This window comes from Sandaracinus amylolyticus (genome assembly GCF_000737325.1).
GTDB lineage: Bacteria > Myxococcota_A > Polyangia > Polyangiales > Sandaracinaceae > Sandaracinus > Sandaracinus amylolyticus.
This window is the reverse complement of the sequence record NZ_CP011125.1, coordinates 1,172,981-1,187,382: the sequence shown is the minus strand read 5'-3', so window position 1 is coordinate 1,187,382 and position 14,402 is coordinate 1,172,981. Positions and strand designations below refer to the sequence as shown.

Below are 14,402 nucleotides of genomic sequence, written 5' to 3'. Positions count from 1 at the left end.
GCACGCACGTTGCGGCATCCGCACCAGAGGTTGCTATGCACGAGAGAGCTACGATGTTCTGGGCGCTTGCGATCCTGACGCTCGCATTGCACGTCGTGGCTTGGGTGGCGAGCCGACCTCGGTGCGCAATGAGAGATGCGTGCCTCGAATCGTGGGGACGCGACGATGACTGAGGCGCCTGCGGACGCGTCTGCCCCCGAGGATTCCCGGCATCAATCCGCCGCCACGTCCGACCGCAGGTGCTCGCGCTCGCGCCTCGACGAGGTCCTCTACCGTGCTCGTCGTCGTCTTCGTCGTCCTCCTGACTGTCCGTACGCGCCTCGTCGTCGCCCGCAGGCGCATTCGCGACGCGCGCAGCCCGACGCGTCGTGATCGCCTTGGAGCGTCGCGTCCCCGCCGCCGCGAGCTCGGCGCGTTCGCGGACCTTCTCGGTGAGCACCGCACGATTCCGTCGCTCTCTTCGACCTACTCCCAGGAATCCGAGCGGCCGCGCGTCGGCGATCATCTTCGCGCGTACTCCGTCGATTCCCTCGATCGACTCGAGCCTCGGGAGTTGCGCAGTCCAGGTGCCGCTTGTCGTTCGCCATGGCCGACTGCGTAAATACAAACCGTGCGTGGTCGCGGGCGAGCGGCAGGTGTCGTTCAGGCGAGCCCGTCGCGGTGGAGCGCCCATCGCGCATGCCTCGGTTCGGTCGCGAACGGCACCGCATCAGAGTCGCTGACGAGCTCATTGCGGCGCGTGCCGCCATCGCGCGAACAGGTCGCGGACGCGATCGACGATCGCGAGCGGAAGGCCTGCGAGGACGTTGCCAGGCGGGCGCCGCGGGATGCGCGGATGCGCGCGATTCGGAGCAGTCTTCTTCGCCGCCGCCCACAGTTTGCCGACGCGCTGCAGCTCGCGCGTGCTCAGCGCGCTCGCGAGGAACGGCAACAGCCGGTTCTCTTCATCGGCGACGTCCTTGCGCAAGAGGCCGAAGAGCTCGATGGCGCGACGCTCGAACTCAGGCTCACCCGGGTGCGCGCTCTCCATCTCGACAAAGAGCTCGTTGATGCGCTGGTGCTCGGACTCGATCTCGGCGGTGATGAGCTCGCCCGGGCCTCCGAGCCCGCGAGCCGTCGGGAAGAGCACCTCCTCTTCCGCGAAGGCGTGCGTCGTGACGAGCTTCACGATGTGGCGGAACGTGTCCGGGCGACGCGCGGCCGGCGCGCGTTCGTAGCGCTCGATCAGCAGCTCTAGCTCGTCGTGGTCGTGCTGCTGCCGGTGGATGATCGTCTGCTGCATGGTTCTCCTCGTGTCGCGTCGCCGCGAACGCGGTGCGCTGTGCGACGTGCGTGCCCGTACACGATCTCCTCGCGCATTCAGAGCGGAGGGTCGCAAACGAAGCGATGGCTCGAGATGTCTGGCGGTCGCGAGGCCCTGCGCCGCCGGGTCGCGAGCGCACGCGGCGTAACGTCCGCATCAAGGATGGTGGTCGTGGTCGCGGACCCCATCGTACCGGTCGCTTCGATCGCTCGTGACGAACGACGATGGGGCGCCCATCGAGCTGCCGCCCGGTGGGATGCGCGCGTCGACGCCATTCGTTCGCTCGCCGACTCGCTCGCATATGACGTTCACGACGCCACGGACGCACGACGGCGCGCGCTGCAGGTCGCCGTCGCGCAGGCGATCACCCTCGGTGTCGAAGCTCGCGAGCGTGCGCGCGGCAGCGGACGTGACGCGCCCGAGCTCGCGCATCCGCGCGTCGAGCTGCTGGATCGCCTTCTGTGACGCCCTCTGGAGTCAGGGGAACCCCGACGAGGTGCGGGAGCGGCTGACTGGCACGGGTGCCGCGCGCATGCTCACGTCTTCGCATGAAGCGTCGCACGCTCGCACGCCGCATCGCGGCGCGTCGTCGCCTCGTCGAGATGGCGTTCGACTACGCCCCGTTCTTCGATCGCGCGCGCCTCGAGCGCGTGCTGCGCGAGCGCGCGCCAGGGCTCGTGCTGCTCGTTGGTGAGCGCGAGATGCGCGCGGTGCTCGAGCTCGCGTCGCGACCGCTGCGAGGCGGCCTCCTGGGCCGGGCTGCGAACGGCTGATTGAACAGCCGGCGTCGGTTCAGCGCTCGAGCTCGATCGCTGCGACGAGGGCCTCGACGCGGTCCAACGCCTCCCCGAACGTCGCCGGGGCCGGCTCCAAACCCCACGCATCGGCGTGGACCGTCTCGAGCTGTCGCGATCGTGCGGTGTCGTCCATGCGGCCCCGCAACGTTGCGAGCTCGCGCTTCGCTCCCGTGACGTCGCGAGCTTCCACGAGCGCGGTGATCACGATGAGCCGCCGCAGGAAGTCCCAGCGCTCCACGGCTCGCGATGCTAGCTGGCGACGCGCGCGCGCGCAGCCTGTTCGCCGACGCGGACGCGGCGCGAGCGGACTACGGCTGGGGGCGCATCTCCTCGTGCTCGGTGACGAACGCGCCGGGCCAGCGGTCCGCGAACTGCTGCGCGGCCTGCCGCGTGCGCCAACGATCGCCCGCAGTTGCGTACGAGGTCCATTCCGAGAAGCACTCGCCCCATCGGCACAGCCACTGCCGCATGCCGTGCGTCACGCGCTCGACCATCCAGTAACTTCCCATCGCCGGCTCGTTCTAGGGTGTGCAGAACGAGCGTCATGCCGCTCAAACGGAGCGCGACAGCGCGGCGCGCGCTGCGGAGAACCTCCCCACCGTTCGGGCTGCGAGTCTGATCATCGTTCCAGGCCGTCAGCGCGCCGCCTCCGACGCCGGCGCGAGCGGCAGCTCGATCGTGAACGTCGTCCCGCGCGCGGCGTCGCTCTCGACGAGGGCGCGCCCGCCGTGCGCCTGCGCGCAGGCGCGCACCAGCGCGAGGCCCAGTCCCCACCCGCGACCTTCCCCCTGCTGCACGAACGGCTCGAAGATGCGCGCGCGCTGAGCCGGATCGAGCGGCTCTCCGGCGTTGTGGACCGAGAGCCGCGCGAGCCCCCCCTCGGTCGCGGTGCGAATCGTGACCGGCTCCGCGGGCTCGCCGTACTTCAGCGCGTTCACGACGAGGTTCCCGAGCGCGCGCTCGAGCTCGTGACGATCCCACAGCCCGCGCACGTGATCGACGTGGACCGTGATCCGCGCCGCGACCGACGCCGGGAGCTCGGCGACCACCGCCTGCACGACCTCGAGCAGATCGGCCGGTGCGCGTCGCACCGGCAGCGAACCGCCCGCCTGCATGCGGCTCACGTCGAGCAGGTCGCGCAGCATGCGATCCGCGCGGTCGACGTTGCGGACGATGCGGGTCGTGAGGTCCGCGCGCCGACCCTCGTCCCCCTCGAGCAGCTTCGCGAGCAGCTGGGCGCTCATCTTCGCGCTCGAGAGCGGGGTTCGCAGGTCGTGGACGAGCAAGGACACGAACCGCTCGCGCGTCGCGCGCTCTGCGCGGAGCGCGTCGACCGACGCGCGCAGCTCGTGCTGCAGGTGCGCGGTCTCGAGGTGGACGAGCAGTCGCTCTGCGAGCATCTCGAGCCGTCGGATCTCGCGACTGCCGAACACCTGCGGGCGCGCCATGCCGACGTAGAGCACGCCCAGCAGCTTCGCCCGCGCCGGCAGCCGAACACCGAGCATCGCGTGGATGCCGCTCGCTCGGAGCGCCGGGCTGGCGTCGAGCGCGCTCGACGCGATGTCCTCCACGCCCGTCGTGGGCGCGTCAGCACGCGCGACCTCGGCGGCGAACGTCTTGGACGTGATGTCGACGACCTCGCGCCCGAGCGCCTCGCGCGCGCGACCCGCCGCGGCGACCTCGACGAGCTGCGAGCTGGCTGCGTCGTAGAGCAGGATCGCGCTCGCGTCGCAGCCCATCTCGTCCATGACCACCGCGAGCAGGCGCTCGCCCAGCGCCTCGATCGACTCGGCACCCGCGGAGGCCGCACGCGCCTCTCGCTCGAGACGACGCGCCGCGCGTTTGTCACGCTGCTCGTCGTCTCGCATGTGCGCCTCGAACGTGGCGCCCACCCACGCGACGCTCTTCTCCAACCCGCCGAGCACACGATCGAGCTGTGCGGTCTTCGGGCGTCGAGCGGGAGGCAGCTCGGCCCACGCTTGCGTGACCCCGCGCGTCAGCGCGGCGAGCTCTTCGATGATCTCGGCGAGCGGATGCCCTCCGCGCACGCGGCTCCCGAGGTGCTCGCCGAGCAGGGCCAGCACCGCCGGCTCGTGCTCCACGTCTTTCGCCGCGAGGATCGCATCCAGGAGCGCAGGCACGACGTCCCGCGTATCCGGCGAGCTCAGGCCGCGTGCCGCGGAGAGCTCCCGCGCGCGGTCGAGCCAGCGCTGCAAGTCCACGTCATCGCGCGACGCGTCCACGGATCTCATCACGCGCTCGAAACTGCACCGGCCATTCCGGAGTCACGAACCGAAGCGCTCTCGGCATCGGGGTCGCCCCGCCACGTCGCGCGATCCGCAGCAGGTGGTGCTCGCGCGCGAGGCCTGACCGAGCGCGGAGCCGACGGTCGGGGCCTATGTGCGTGGGATGGGTCTGCCGACCGTGGGTTCCCCGCTCATCTGGGCCCTCTTCGTCGCGTTCATCGTCGCGATGCTCGTGCTCGACCTCGGCGTGTTCAGCAAGAAGGCGCACGCGATCACGATTCGGGAGGCGGCGATCTGGAGCGGCGTATGGGTCGCGCTCGCGCTCGGATTCTGCGCGTTCGTGTTCCTGCATTGGGGAAGCGAGCTCGGGCAGGCCTTCCTCACCGGATACGTGCTCGAGAAGGCGCTCTCGGTCGACAACCTCTTCGTCTTCTACGCCATCTTCACCGCATTCGCGGTCCCTCCCGTCCACCAGCACCGGCTGCTCACGTGGGGGATCCTCGGCGCGCTCGTGATGCGCGCGGCCATGATCTTCGGCGGCACCTGGCTCCTCGCGCACGTCGGGTGGGTCGTCTACGTGTTCGGTGTCGTGCTGGTGCTCAGCGGCGCGCGGATGCTCTCGCGCCCCAACAAGGAGCCGCATCCCGAGCGGAGCCGCGCGTATCGCCTCGTGCGCCGGATCATCCCGACGACGCGCGCCGACCACGGCCAGAAGCTCTTCGCGATCGAAGACGGCGTGCGGAAGGCGACACCGTTCTTCCTCGTGCTCCTGATGATCGAGGCAACCGACGTCGTCTTCGCGGTCGATTCGATCCTCGCGGTGTTCGCGGTGTCCGACGATCCGTTCATCGTCTTCACGTCGAACATCTTCGCGATCATGGGAATGCGCTCGCTCTATTTCGTCCTCGCGGGCATGGCGGAGCGATTCCACTACCTCCAGCCGGGGCTCGCGCTCGTGTTGGTGTTCGTCGGCGTGAAGATGGTCGTGACGGACCTGGTGCACATCCCGGTGCTCGCGTCGCTCGCGGTGATCACGGTGCTGCTCGCGGGCTCGATCATCGCGTCGATGGTGCGGACTCGCAGGGCACGCCACACGACGGAAGCGCGCCCGGGCGCCGGCACGCCGAGCGCGGCGTGAGCGCCACGCGGCGTGAACGCGCCCGCGTCGCTCGGGCGATCCGCGCGCTCACGACGTCCCGACGGGGTCGCGCGGCGGAGCGACGTCGACCTGGCGCGCTGCGGTGGACGCATGACGGGTCGTCGGTGTGCCGAGGAGCGCGAGCACGCGCGCCGTCATCTCGCGTGCGGCGTGCGCGTGATCGACGTCGATCACGCCCGCTCCCGCGGCGCGCGCGCCCGGCGCGTCGGCGAGATCCGATAGCCGAACGAGCACGGTCCCGTCGGGGGTGAGCAAGCGTGCCGACTCGAGCACCGCTTCGGCTTCCGCGCTCGCCACCGTGACGACCACGACCGATGCCGCGGGTACCCCGGCGCGTTCGAGGATCTCGCGCTTCGACGCGTCGCCGTGCACCGCGTGGATTCCCTCGCGCTGGAGCGCGCGGACGACGCGCTGGTCGAGGTCGATCACGGTCGGTTCGACGCCGCGCTCGCGCAGCATCCGAGTCACGGCGACGCCGACCGCGCCTTGTCCCGCGATCACGGCGCGGCGGTCCGCATGCTCACCACTGCCGCCCAGCCGCCCTCCTGCGAACACGCGGAACGCGATGGGGCACAGCGTGATCGAGATCAGCGATGTCGCCACGACGACCTGCGTCGCCTCGCGCGGCACGACACCGAGGTCGTTCGCGAGCGCGATGAGCACGAACGAGAACTCACCGATCTGCGCGAGAGCGAGCGCGATCACGAGCGCGGTGCGGTGCGGCGCACGGAGGACGCGCACGACGGCGTATGCCGTGAGCGGCTTCGCGACGAGCACGATCGCAGCCACCGCGAGGGTCAGCGGCAGGTTGGCGAGCACTGCGGAGGGCTCGAAGAGCATGCCGACCGACACGAAGAAGAGGACGGCGAAGGCGTCGCGCATCGGAAGCGCTTCCGAGGCCGCGCGCGCGCTCGCCTCGGACTGCCCGACCACCATTCCCGCGAGGAACGCACCGAGCGCGAACGACGCGCCGAACACGAGTGACGATCCCACGGCGATCCCCAGCGCGAGCACGAGCACGCTCAGCGTGAAGAGCTCGCGCGACCGCATCCGCGCGACGCGCTCGAGCAGCGCGGGGATCAGACGGCGCCCCGCGAGCGCGGTGAACGCGACGAGGAGCGTGACCTTGATCGCCGCCGCGCCGAGGGCGAGCACGAGGTCCGACGCGCCTCGCGCGTCGCGCTCCGTGACGACCGGGAGCACGACGAGCACGAGCACCGTGAGCAGGTCCTCGACGAGGAGCCAACCCACCGCGATGCGTCCTGCATCGGTGTGCAACGCATCGTGGTCGGCGAGCACGCGCGTGAGGAGCACCGTGCTCGCGACCGAGATCGCGATCCCGAGCACCACACCGGCTCCGAGGCTCCACCCGCTCGCCCACGCGACTGCCGCGCCGAGCAGCGTGGCGACTGCGACCTGGATCAGCGCTCCCGGCAGCGCGACGAAACGCGCCGCGAGGAGGTCCTTCACGCCGAAGTGCAAGCCGACGCCGAACATCAGCACGACGACGCCGAGCTCCGCGAGCTGCTCCGCGATCGCGCGATCGACGACGACACCCCCAGTGAACGGGCCGACGACGACGCCGGCCACGAGGTATCCGACGATCGGCGAGAGCCCGAGCCGGCGCGCGGCGAGACCGAACACCAGCGCGGCCGTGAGCGCGCCGGCGAGCGTGATGATGAGGTCGGAGTGCGGCGGCATCGGCCTCGGTCACGGCATGCAGGAGGCGTGACGGCGTGGGTTCCCGATCCGAGCGCGTTGCCTCTCGTGAATCCAGCTATCGGTCGCGAGGCCGAGCGCGAACAGGAGCGCGAGTCCAGGGCCGCGCGCGCTCGTCACTTCGCGCTTGCGGCCACGGAGGCGTGGATGACGTCGAGAATGTCATGCGGACGCTGCAGGATCGACGCGCGCACTTCGTGCGCGTAGCGAAGCATGCGTTCCGTCCATGCGGTCGCGATGAGCACGACCGGTGTGTCGCGCAGCGAGTCGATGAACTCGACCACGCCAGGAGCTTCGATCGACGCGATGAGCGCATCGATGCGCACCGCGCCGAGTAGCGCGCGCGCTTGCTCTCCGCTCGAGGCGTCCACCACGCACGCGTGTTCCCGCATGCAGATTGCGAGCAGCTCCCGCTGGTCGTCATCGTCATCGACGACGAGCACCGTCGGCATTCCGCGCGACTCCGCGTACGGCACATGCTCACAACGCGGCCGGATCGTCGTCCGCGAGAAGGACCGTTGGCGGAGACTTTGACCCGCCGTCGCAGGGGCCTACGCGCAGATGGCCCCTGGCGGGCCGCCGCTCGAGCGATCGCGGTCGGCTCGCCGAGGGGACCAGCTCATTCCCGGCGCGTCGGGTTCCCGTCCGGGCCCGTGACCCGCGTCTCGATGCCCGCGAGCCCGTCGCGATGCCGCTCGACCCGCACGCTCGCCGCATGCCCACGAGCATCTTCGCGAGCTCCCGGGCGCAGTGCCCTTCCGATATCGAGTGAAAGGACGGGCGGGACGTGGTTCACGAAGAGCGCCAGGGTGCACGGCCGGATCACGCCGAGTACCTCGGCTGCGCCGTCGCAGCGGGAAAATGCTTCGCGCGCTGCGTCGGCGCAGCACGTTGTGGAGGCACCAGGAGGGGACCAGGTCACGCGCGTGTGCGCGCCCGCTCTTCTCCGCCAGGTCGTCCGCTGATGAGCGACGAGGAAAAGGTGCGACACGCGCTCGAGCGCGCAGCGGCCGCCCTCGCGGACGCGGAGGCCGCGCTGGACGCATGCTCGGCTGCGACTCGCGCGCAGCTCGCACCGCTCGTTCAGCGGGCGATTCTCGCCCTGGGCGACGCGAAGTGGCGGAGCGAGCACGCGAGCGCCTCGACGGCGATGCTCTACGCACACGAGGCCGAGACGGCCGCAGTCGCCGCGAGGGCGCGCGTTCGACGCGCCCGTTGAACGCACGTCTCACAGTGGCAGGTCGGCGAGGTGAGCCGCGTTCGCGCCGAGCTCGCGGGAGAACGCGCGCGCGAATTCAGCGCGATCGACGATCGCAGCCACCCACGTGCCCGTGACATCGCCGGGCATCGACGCGGCGACGGCGCTCCCGAACTGATCCGCCGGGTCCACGAGGCACACCATCTTCGCGGGGTCTGGCTCACGGGCCCACAGCGCGATCAATGCGTCGCGATGTCGCGCGTGGAAGGCGATCCGTTCGTCTTTGCTCATGGTGTCGAACCTAGGCAGTCGCGCGGCGGCTCACCACCGCTCCGACCACTGCGCGAGCACCCCGCCCCGGGACCGCGCACGTGGTTGACCACTCCGCGAGCGCGCGCTGCTCGGCCTGATCGATCAGCGTTGAGCGATCAGGCGGGACCGGCCGGCCGCGGTCGCTCGCCTTGGTGTTCCACGTCCGCGCACGATTCCGCGCTCGAGCGCGAGTGCGCGCCGAGAGGCCCTCACCGGGATCGCTGCGTGGGGTGGCGCTCGCCTGCCGGGATCCGCGCAATAGCGGGTCACGATGCCCTCGCCGGCCGAGCCTCGCGACTCACGGTCAGTCGCCAGCGTCGAGGGCACTCGTGAGCGGCGCAGCACGCCGACACGAGTACGAGCACGAGATGCACGATGCGCCGCACGCGGATCCGGTGCGACAGCAGTCGCCGTCGGACGTGCGGCCTCCTGGACACTCGCTCGAGCGACCCGAGCCGCTGCATCCGACGAGGAGCCCGAGCGCGATCGACGCGGCGACGAGACACGTACGCCGAGGTTCACAGCGCTTCGATCCATCCGTCGATCGCCCGAGGGTGCCGCTAATTAGCTGGTGCGATCGACGCCCGCGGGTCGTTGCCCACCGGGTGGGAAGTCGGTGGGCAAAACACCCGTCAGCGACCGAATTCGACCGCCAGCGACTGGCGATGCGTTCAGTCCCGTGCGGCCGCTGAATCGGCCATTTTTTCCGAGGGAAACGGTACGGAGGAGGAGGGATTCGAACCCCCGGTGGGCGGTGCCCACGGCGGTTTTCAAAACCGCTGCCTTCGACCACTCGGCCACTCCTCCGAAGGCGCGGAACCATTGCACGAAGGAGTGGGGGCTTGCCAGGAGCCGCTCTGTCGAGCGCGACGGTGCGCCGGCCACGACGCACGCGATCGTGTCTGGAGCGGCGATGCCGTCCGGGTTCGGCGCCGGAGCGCGCGGTGCGACGATCGACACCACGATTGCGACTCTCCCGATCGCCGTGGATCAGAGTCGAAGCACGATGTCTGCGCGACAGTCGGAACGTGCCTGACGCGCCCCCTGCGCTCCGCGCGATGAGCCCCGCTCGTATCGCGATCACCGCTCGTCGAAAGCGGGAGTCGGCAACTCTGCACGTCCTCGACGCGCCGTGACGGATGCACGGGCTCACCGCCAATCGAAGTGGGCGACCGCGCGCGTGACGCACCCCCTTTCCACGCGCGCGGCGCCCCTCATCCGTCGCGGCTCGACCCGCTCCCCTGCATCGCGCGGCGGGGCGCCAACCCACCCGAGCGCGGGGGTCCGCCCGGGGATGGGCGTTGCGTCACTCAATCACGAGACACTAGTGTCTTCCTGCGTCGTTGTGGGCGCCCATCGCGGGTGCTATGTGGGCGACGCTCCAAGGGACCACAGGGAGGCACAGCGATGAGCGAGGTCGTCGAGCGGATTCTTTCGAACTACGCGGGCGAGAACCCGGGCGTGATCGGCAACCTCCGCCGCCTGATGCACACGGGCACGCTCGCCGGCACCGGCAAGATGGTGATCCTGCCGGTCGATCAGGGCTTCGAGCACGGGCCGGGTCGCTCGTTCGAGCCGAACCCGCAGGGCTACGACCCCGAGTACCACGCGTACCTCGCGGTCAAGTCGGGCTGCAACGCGTACGCGGCGCCGCTCGGCTTCATCGAGGCCGTCGCCCACAAGCACGGCGGTCGCCTGCCGCTGATCCTCAAGGTCAACAACAGCGACCTGCTCGCGAAGACCGCGTCGCCGCAGTCGGCGCTCACGAGCTCGGTCGAGGACGCGCTGCGCCTCGGCTGCTCGGCGATCGGCTTCACGATCTACCCGGGCTCGGCGGGCCGCAACGAGATGTACGAGCAGATCCGCGACATGTCGCGCGAAGCGCGCAAGGCGGGCCTGCCGACGATCATGTGGTCGTACGCGCGCGGCAACATGAGCAAGGAGGGCGAGACCGGCCTCGACGTGATCGCGTACGCCGCGCACATCGCCTGCCAGCTCGGCGCGCACGTCGTGAAGGTGAAGCCGCCGACGGCGCACATCGAGGGCGACGATCGCCGCAAGTTCTACGAGAAGATCCCGAAGGACACGCTCGCGGATCGCGTGCGCCACGTCGTGAAGTCGTGCTTCGACGGCAAGCGCATCGTCATCTTCTCGGGCGGTGAGCCGAAGACGACGGCGGACCTGCTCGAGGAGATCCGTCAGCTCAACGCGGGCGGCGCCTTCGGCTCGATCATGGGGCGCAACGCGTTCCAGCGTCCGGAGGCGGAAGCGGTGAAGCTCCTCCAGGACGTGATGGCGATCTTCAAGGGTTGATTCGCCGCTCGCTGTCTCTCGAGAGAACGCCTCGCGACACACGTCGCGGGGCGTTTTCGTTTTCAATCACGCGCGACCAGCGCGAGCCCGTCGAGGCGCACTCCGGCGCGGCGCTCGGCCTCGTCGAGCAAGCGGGCGGGATCGTCGGGCTCGACCTCGAGGCGCGCCTCGAGACGGATGACGTCGCGCCCGTCGTGGAAGACGAGGTGCGCGCCGCTCGGCTCGAGCTCCGCGCTGATCGGCGTCGCGCTGGTGCGCACGATGCGCAGGACACGTTCGTCGCGGCTCACGCGCACCGTGCGATCGTCGGCGGCGGTGACGAGATGCCGTCCGTCGCTCGCCCACGACACCCGGTTCACCCAGCGGTCGTGCGCGCGGAACGACGACTCGCGCTCACCGCTCGCCACGCGGAACACGCGCACCCAGCCCTGCCCGTCCGCCGTCGCGATGCGCGCTCCGTCGGGCGAGAAGTCGATCGACGCCGCGAGGTCCTCGTGCCCCTCGAGCACGCGACCTGCGCGCCCGCTCCGCACGTCCCAGAGGCGCACCGTGTCGTCGAGCGAGCCCGACGCGAGCGTCTCTCCGTCGGGCGAGAGCGCGAGCGCGACCACCGGCTCGTCGTGCCCTCCTTCGAGCGGCGTGCCCTCGGCATCGCGCGAGCGGATCCACCGGCGGATCGCGCCGCCCTCCGGCGTGCCTGCGAGCAGCTGATCGCCCGTCGCGTCGAACGCGATGCCGAGCACGACCTGGGTGCGCGACGCGTGCGGCGCGATCACCACGCGCGCCTCGCTCGCGTCGGGCTCGAAGAGCAACACCGCGCCGCGGCTCGTCACCAGCCCGACCGCTCCGTCGGGCGCGACCGCGATGCGCGACACCAGCCCGACGTCGCCGGGCACCGCGCCGATCATCGTCGTCGCGCCGAGCCGCGAGCGCGCGACATCGATCGCGTACACCGCGCGCAGCGTCGCGCTCACGATCCTGCGCCGCGGCGCGTCGACCACGAGATCGCGCGACGCGTTCGGCAGCCGCACGAGGTCGCGACCGACGCTGGGCACGCGGCGGAACACCGTCGCGCCCTCGGTGCTGCTCGTCGTGCTGGGCAAGTACACGAGGCGCGCGCCGCCCGCGTCGATGCGCCCGCCGCTCGACGCCGGCACGTGCAGCGTGTCCACCGCGGCGCCGCTCTCGGGATCGCGCAGCGCGATGCGGTCTCCGTCCTCGACCGTCGCGACGAGCCCCGCCGCGTCCCACGTGATCGACGTCGCCCAGCCGCGCATCGGGATCTGCGCGACCTGCAGCGCGGGCGACAGCGTCGCGACCACGAGCGCGGCGTCGGTGACCTGGATCGCGAGACGATCGCCGCGCGGCGAGAACGCCGCGTGGTACGGCGGCGCGGGCACCGGGATGCGCAGCGGCTCGCCCTGCCGCGGCCACGGCCAGAGCTCGACGTCCATCACGTCGGTGCTGGTGATCGCGAGGCGATCGCCGAGCGGCGACCAGATCGCGTGCGCGTGGGTGCGCCGCGCCGTCGAGAAGCGCTCGAGCATGCGCGCGCCCTCGACGTCGAAGAGCAGCACCTCGCCCTCCGAGCACGACACCGCGATGCGCCCGCCCACGATCGACGCGCCGTTCGGCGTCGGCGTCTCCACGAGGCGCGCGCCGCGCTCGAGATCGTAGATGCCCGGCGCGCTGCCCGCGATCACCGCGATGCCGTGCTCGTCGAGCGCACGCACCCGCTCCGCGCGGAGATCGAGCCGCTGCTCGCTCCCGCTCGCCACGTCGACGAGACGCAGCCCGCTCTCGGTCGGCACCGCGATCGTCCGCCCACCGGTCGAGAGCACGCCGCGCGCGTGCGCGCCCGGCACCCGCCGCTCGAACGCGTACTGCCGGCTCGCGTCGGCCTCGAGATAGAGCGTGAACGCGCGCACCACGCGCTCTCTCGCGCGCACGTCCTCGCGCTCGCGCCCGTGCGCCGTCGGATCGCGCGCCAGCGCGCCCGCTGCATAGATCGCCGCGCCCGCGGGATCGCCGTCCGCCAGCGCGCGCTCCGCGCGCTCGAGCAGCGCCTCGGCGAGCGCCACCTCCGCCGCGAGCGCGCTCTCGACCGCGTGCTCGCGCTCGGTGATCGCCTCGTCGCGCCGCGCCTCGGCCGCGCGCCGCGCGTGCTGCTCCGAGAGGTAGCTCTGGTACACCAGCATCGACGCGGCGACGATCGAGAGCGCGATCGTGATCGTCGCGATCGTCGCCGCCCGATGTCGCTTCACGAAGCGCCGCACGAGCTCGAGCGCCGAGTACTCGTACGCGCGCACCGTGCCGCCGTCCTGGTACGCCGCGATCTCCGCCGCGAGCTCCGCCGCGCCCGGATAACGCGACGAGGGATCCTTCATCAGCGCGCGATCCGCGATCGCCGCGAGCTCGGGCGGCGCGTCCGGCTCGAGCTCGCGCACCCGCGGCACCCGCTCCTCGAGCACGCGCGAGAGCACGTCGAGCGCGCTCGACCCCGTGTACGGCGGGCGCCCGGTGAGGATCTCGAAGAGGATCGCGCCGAGCCCCCACACGTCGGTGCGCTCGTCGATCGCCGCGACGTCCCCGCGCGCCTGCTCGGGCGCCATGTACGCCGGCGTCCCGATCGCGTGCCCGTCGATCGTGCGCGCCGCGTCCGCGTCGCCCTGCACGCGCATCAGCTGCACGCGCCGCTCGATCTCCGACGCGCGCGGATCCCCCTCCCCGCGCACCTTCGCGAGCCCCCAGTCGACGACCAGCGTCTCGCCGAACTCGCCGACCATCACGTTGTCGGGCTTGAGGTCGCGGTGCACCACGCCGCGCGAGTGCGCGTACGCGATCGCCTGGCACACGTCGCGGAAGCTGCTGATCAGCTTGAGCCGCTCGTCCCGCCCGCTCGCGTCCTTCAGCACGCTCGCGAGCGAGCGCCCGCGGATGCGCTTCATCGTGTAGTAGAGCGTCCCGTCCGCGCGCCGTCCGAGCTCGTGCACCGGGACGATGCCGGGGTGCTCGAGCTGCCCGGTGACGCGCGCCTCGCGGAGGAAGCGCGCGACCGCGCCCACCGAGTGGGCCGCGCCCTCTCCGTGCCCGTGCGCGAGCAGCTCCTTCATCGCGACCTCGCGCCCGAGGTGCGCGTCGCTCACCAGCACCACGCGGCCCATCCCGCCGCGCCCGATCTCGCTCTCCCGGCGATAGCGCCCCGGGTGCTCGACCAGGAGCGGCGCGCCGCTCGCAGCGCCCGCGAGCCCCGCCTCCGCCGGCGTGATCGTCGGCGCGAGCCCGACGTCGGGCGCGACCGTCTCAGCCAGCGCGGGATCGCGATCCGACATCGATCGCGATCGACGCTATCACG

12 protein-coding genes and 1 tRNA gene are annotated in these 14,402 nt (G+C 71.4%); 4 read left to right on the top strand and 9 right to left on the bottom strand.

Annotated features, from left to right (window positions below):
* Positions 1 to 727 precede the first annotated feature (727 nt).
* Positions 728 to 1,282: a hemerythrin domain-containing protein gene (locus DB32_RS04865; protein ID WP_053231252.1), complete on the bottom strand. Its 555-nt coding sequence runs from the start codon at positions 1,280 to 1,282 to the stop codon at positions 728 to 730.
* Between the two features lie 183 nt (positions 1,283 to 1,465).
* Here DB32_RS04865 and DB32_RS46405 point away from each other — a divergent pair, with 183 nt between their 5' ends.
* Together DB32_RS46405 and DB32_RS04855 are read left to right on the top strand one after the other, a co-directional pair.
* Positions 1,466 to 1,768, top strand: a complete 303-nt coding sequence (locus tag DB32_RS46405; RefSeq protein WP_169791343.1) for a hypothetical protein — start codon at positions 1,466 to 1,468, stop codon at positions 1,766 to 1,768.
* A gap of 83 nt (positions 1,769 to 1,851) precedes the next feature.
* A complete protein-coding gene (locus DB32_RS04855) occupies positions 1,852 to 2,076 on the top strand; it encodes a hypothetical protein (protein ID WP_053231250.1) in 225 nt (74 codons plus the stop codon).
* 19 nt (positions 2,077 to 2,095) lie between these two features.
* Here the strand turns inward: DB32_RS04855 and DB32_RS04850 are convergent, their stop codons facing one another.
* The 3 genes from DB32_RS04850 to DB32_RS04840 all read right to left on the bottom strand — a co-directional run bounded on the left by DB32_RS04850 (position 2,096) and on the right by DB32_RS04840 (position 4,241).
* Positions 2,096 to 2,338: a hypothetical protein gene (locus DB32_RS04850; protein ID WP_053231249.1), complete on the bottom strand. Its 243-nt coding sequence runs from the start codon at positions 2,336 to 2,338 to the stop codon at positions 2,096 to 2,098.
* Between the two features lie 70 nt (positions 2,339 to 2,408).
* On the bottom strand, positions 2,409 to 2,609 hold the full coding sequence (locus tag DB32_RS04845) for a hypothetical protein (protein WP_157068731.1): 201 nt from the start codon (positions 2,607 to 2,609) through the stop codon (positions 2,409 to 2,411).
* A gap of 126 nt (positions 2,610 to 2,735) precedes the next feature.
* Positions 2,736 to 4,241, bottom strand: coding sequence for a sensor histidine kinase (locus DB32_RS04840; RefSeq protein WP_169791342.1), 1,506 nt, complete (start codon positions 4,239 to 4,241; stop codon positions 2,736 to 2,738).
* A gap of 268 nt (positions 4,242 to 4,509) precedes the next feature.
* Between DB32_RS04840 and DB32_RS04835 the strand changes: the two genes are divergently transcribed.
* Positions 4,510 to 5,484 carry a TerC family protein gene (locus DB32_RS04835; protein ID WP_053231246.1) on the top strand — a complete coding sequence of 325 codons (975 nt, stop codon included), beginning with the start codon at positions 4,510 to 4,512 and terminating at the stop codon, positions 5,482 to 5,484.
* A gap of 48 nt (positions 5,485 to 5,532) precedes the next feature.
* Here DB32_RS04835 and DB32_RS04830 read toward each other — a convergent pair whose 3' ends face one another.
* From DB32_RS04830 to DB32_RS04815, 4 genes are all read right to left on the bottom strand, one after another.
* Positions 5,533 to 7,206 (bottom strand): cation:proton antiporter, encoded by a 1,674-nt coding sequence (locus DB32_RS04830; RefSeq protein WP_053231245.1) that lies wholly within the window; start codon positions 7,204 to 7,206, stop codon positions 5,533 to 5,535.
* 134 nt (positions 7,207 to 7,340) lie between these two features.
* Positions 7,341 to 7,676, bottom strand: a complete 336-nt coding sequence (locus DB32_RS04825; RefSeq protein ID WP_157068730.1) for a response regulator — start codon at positions 7,674 to 7,676, stop codon at positions 7,341 to 7,343.
* 776 nt (positions 7,677 to 8,452) lie between these two features.
* Positions 8,453 to 8,665, bottom strand: coding sequence for a hypothetical protein (locus tag DB32_RS46400; RefSeq protein WP_157068729.1), 213 nt, complete (start codon positions 8,663 to 8,665; stop codon positions 8,453 to 8,455).
* 790 nt (positions 8,666 to 9,455) lie between these two features.
* Positions 9,456 to 9,541, bottom strand: a tRNA-Ser gene (locus DB32_RS04815).
* A 600-nt stretch (positions 9,542 to 10,141) separates the two neighbouring features.
* On the opposite strand from DB32_RS04815, the gene DB32_RS04810 reads away from it, so the two are divergent.
* Positions 10,142 to 11,047, top strand: coding sequence for a class I fructose-bisphosphate aldolase (locus DB32_RS04810; RefSeq protein ID WP_053231242.1), 906 nt, complete (start codon positions 10,142 to 10,144; stop codon positions 11,045 to 11,047).
* A 62-nt stretch (positions 11,048 to 11,109) separates the two neighbouring features.
* Here the strand turns inward: DB32_RS04810 and DB32_RS04805 are convergent, their stop codons facing one another.
* The gene (locus tag DB32_RS04805; RefSeq protein ID WP_053231241.1) at positions 11,110 to 14,379 is read right to left on the bottom strand and encodes a WD40 repeat domain-containing serine/threonine protein kinase; all 3,270 of its coding nucleotides are present in this window, start codon (positions 14,377 to 14,379) and stop codon (positions 11,110 to 11,112) included.
* Positions 14,380 to 14,402: the final 23 nt, after the last annotated feature.

Excerpts from the sequence above, each read along its gene's own strand:
- DB32_RS04865 (WP_053231252.1), bottom strand. The coding sequence starts at position 1,282 with ATGCAGCAGACGATCATCCACCGGCAGCAGCACGACCACGACGAGCTA.
- DB32_RS46405 (WP_169791343.1), top strand. The coding sequence starts at position 1,466 with ATGGTGGTCGTGGTCGCGGACCCCATCGTACCGGTCGCTTCGATCGCT.
- DB32_RS04855 (WP_053231250.1), top strand. The coding sequence starts at position 1,852 with ATGAAGCGTCGCACGCTCGCACGCCGCATCGCGGCGCGTCGTCGCCTC.
- DB32_RS04845 (WP_157068731.1), bottom strand. The coding sequence starts at position 2,609 with ATGGGAAGTTACTGGATGGTCGAGCGCGTGACGCACGGCATGCGGCAG.
- DB32_RS04835 (WP_053231246.1), top strand. The coding sequence starts at position 4,510 with ATGGGTCTGCCGACCGTGGGTTCCCCGCTCATCTGGGCCCTCTTCGTC.
- DB32_RS04830 (WP_053231245.1), bottom strand. The coding sequence starts at position 7,206 with ATGCCGCCGCACTCCGACCTCATCATCACGCTCGCCGGCGCGCTCACG.
- DB32_RS04825 (WP_157068730.1), bottom strand. The coding sequence starts at position 7,676 with ATGCCGACGGTGCTCGTCGTCGATGACGATGACGACCAGCGGGAGCTG.
- DB32_RS04810 (WP_053231242.1), top strand. The coding sequence starts at position 10,142 with ATGAGCGAGGTCGTCGAGCGGATTCTTTCGAACTACGCGGGCGAGAAC.
- DB32_RS04805 (WP_053231241.1), bottom strand. The coding sequence starts at position 14,379 with ATGTCGGATCGCGATCCCGCGCTGGCTGAGACGGTCGCGCCCGACGTC.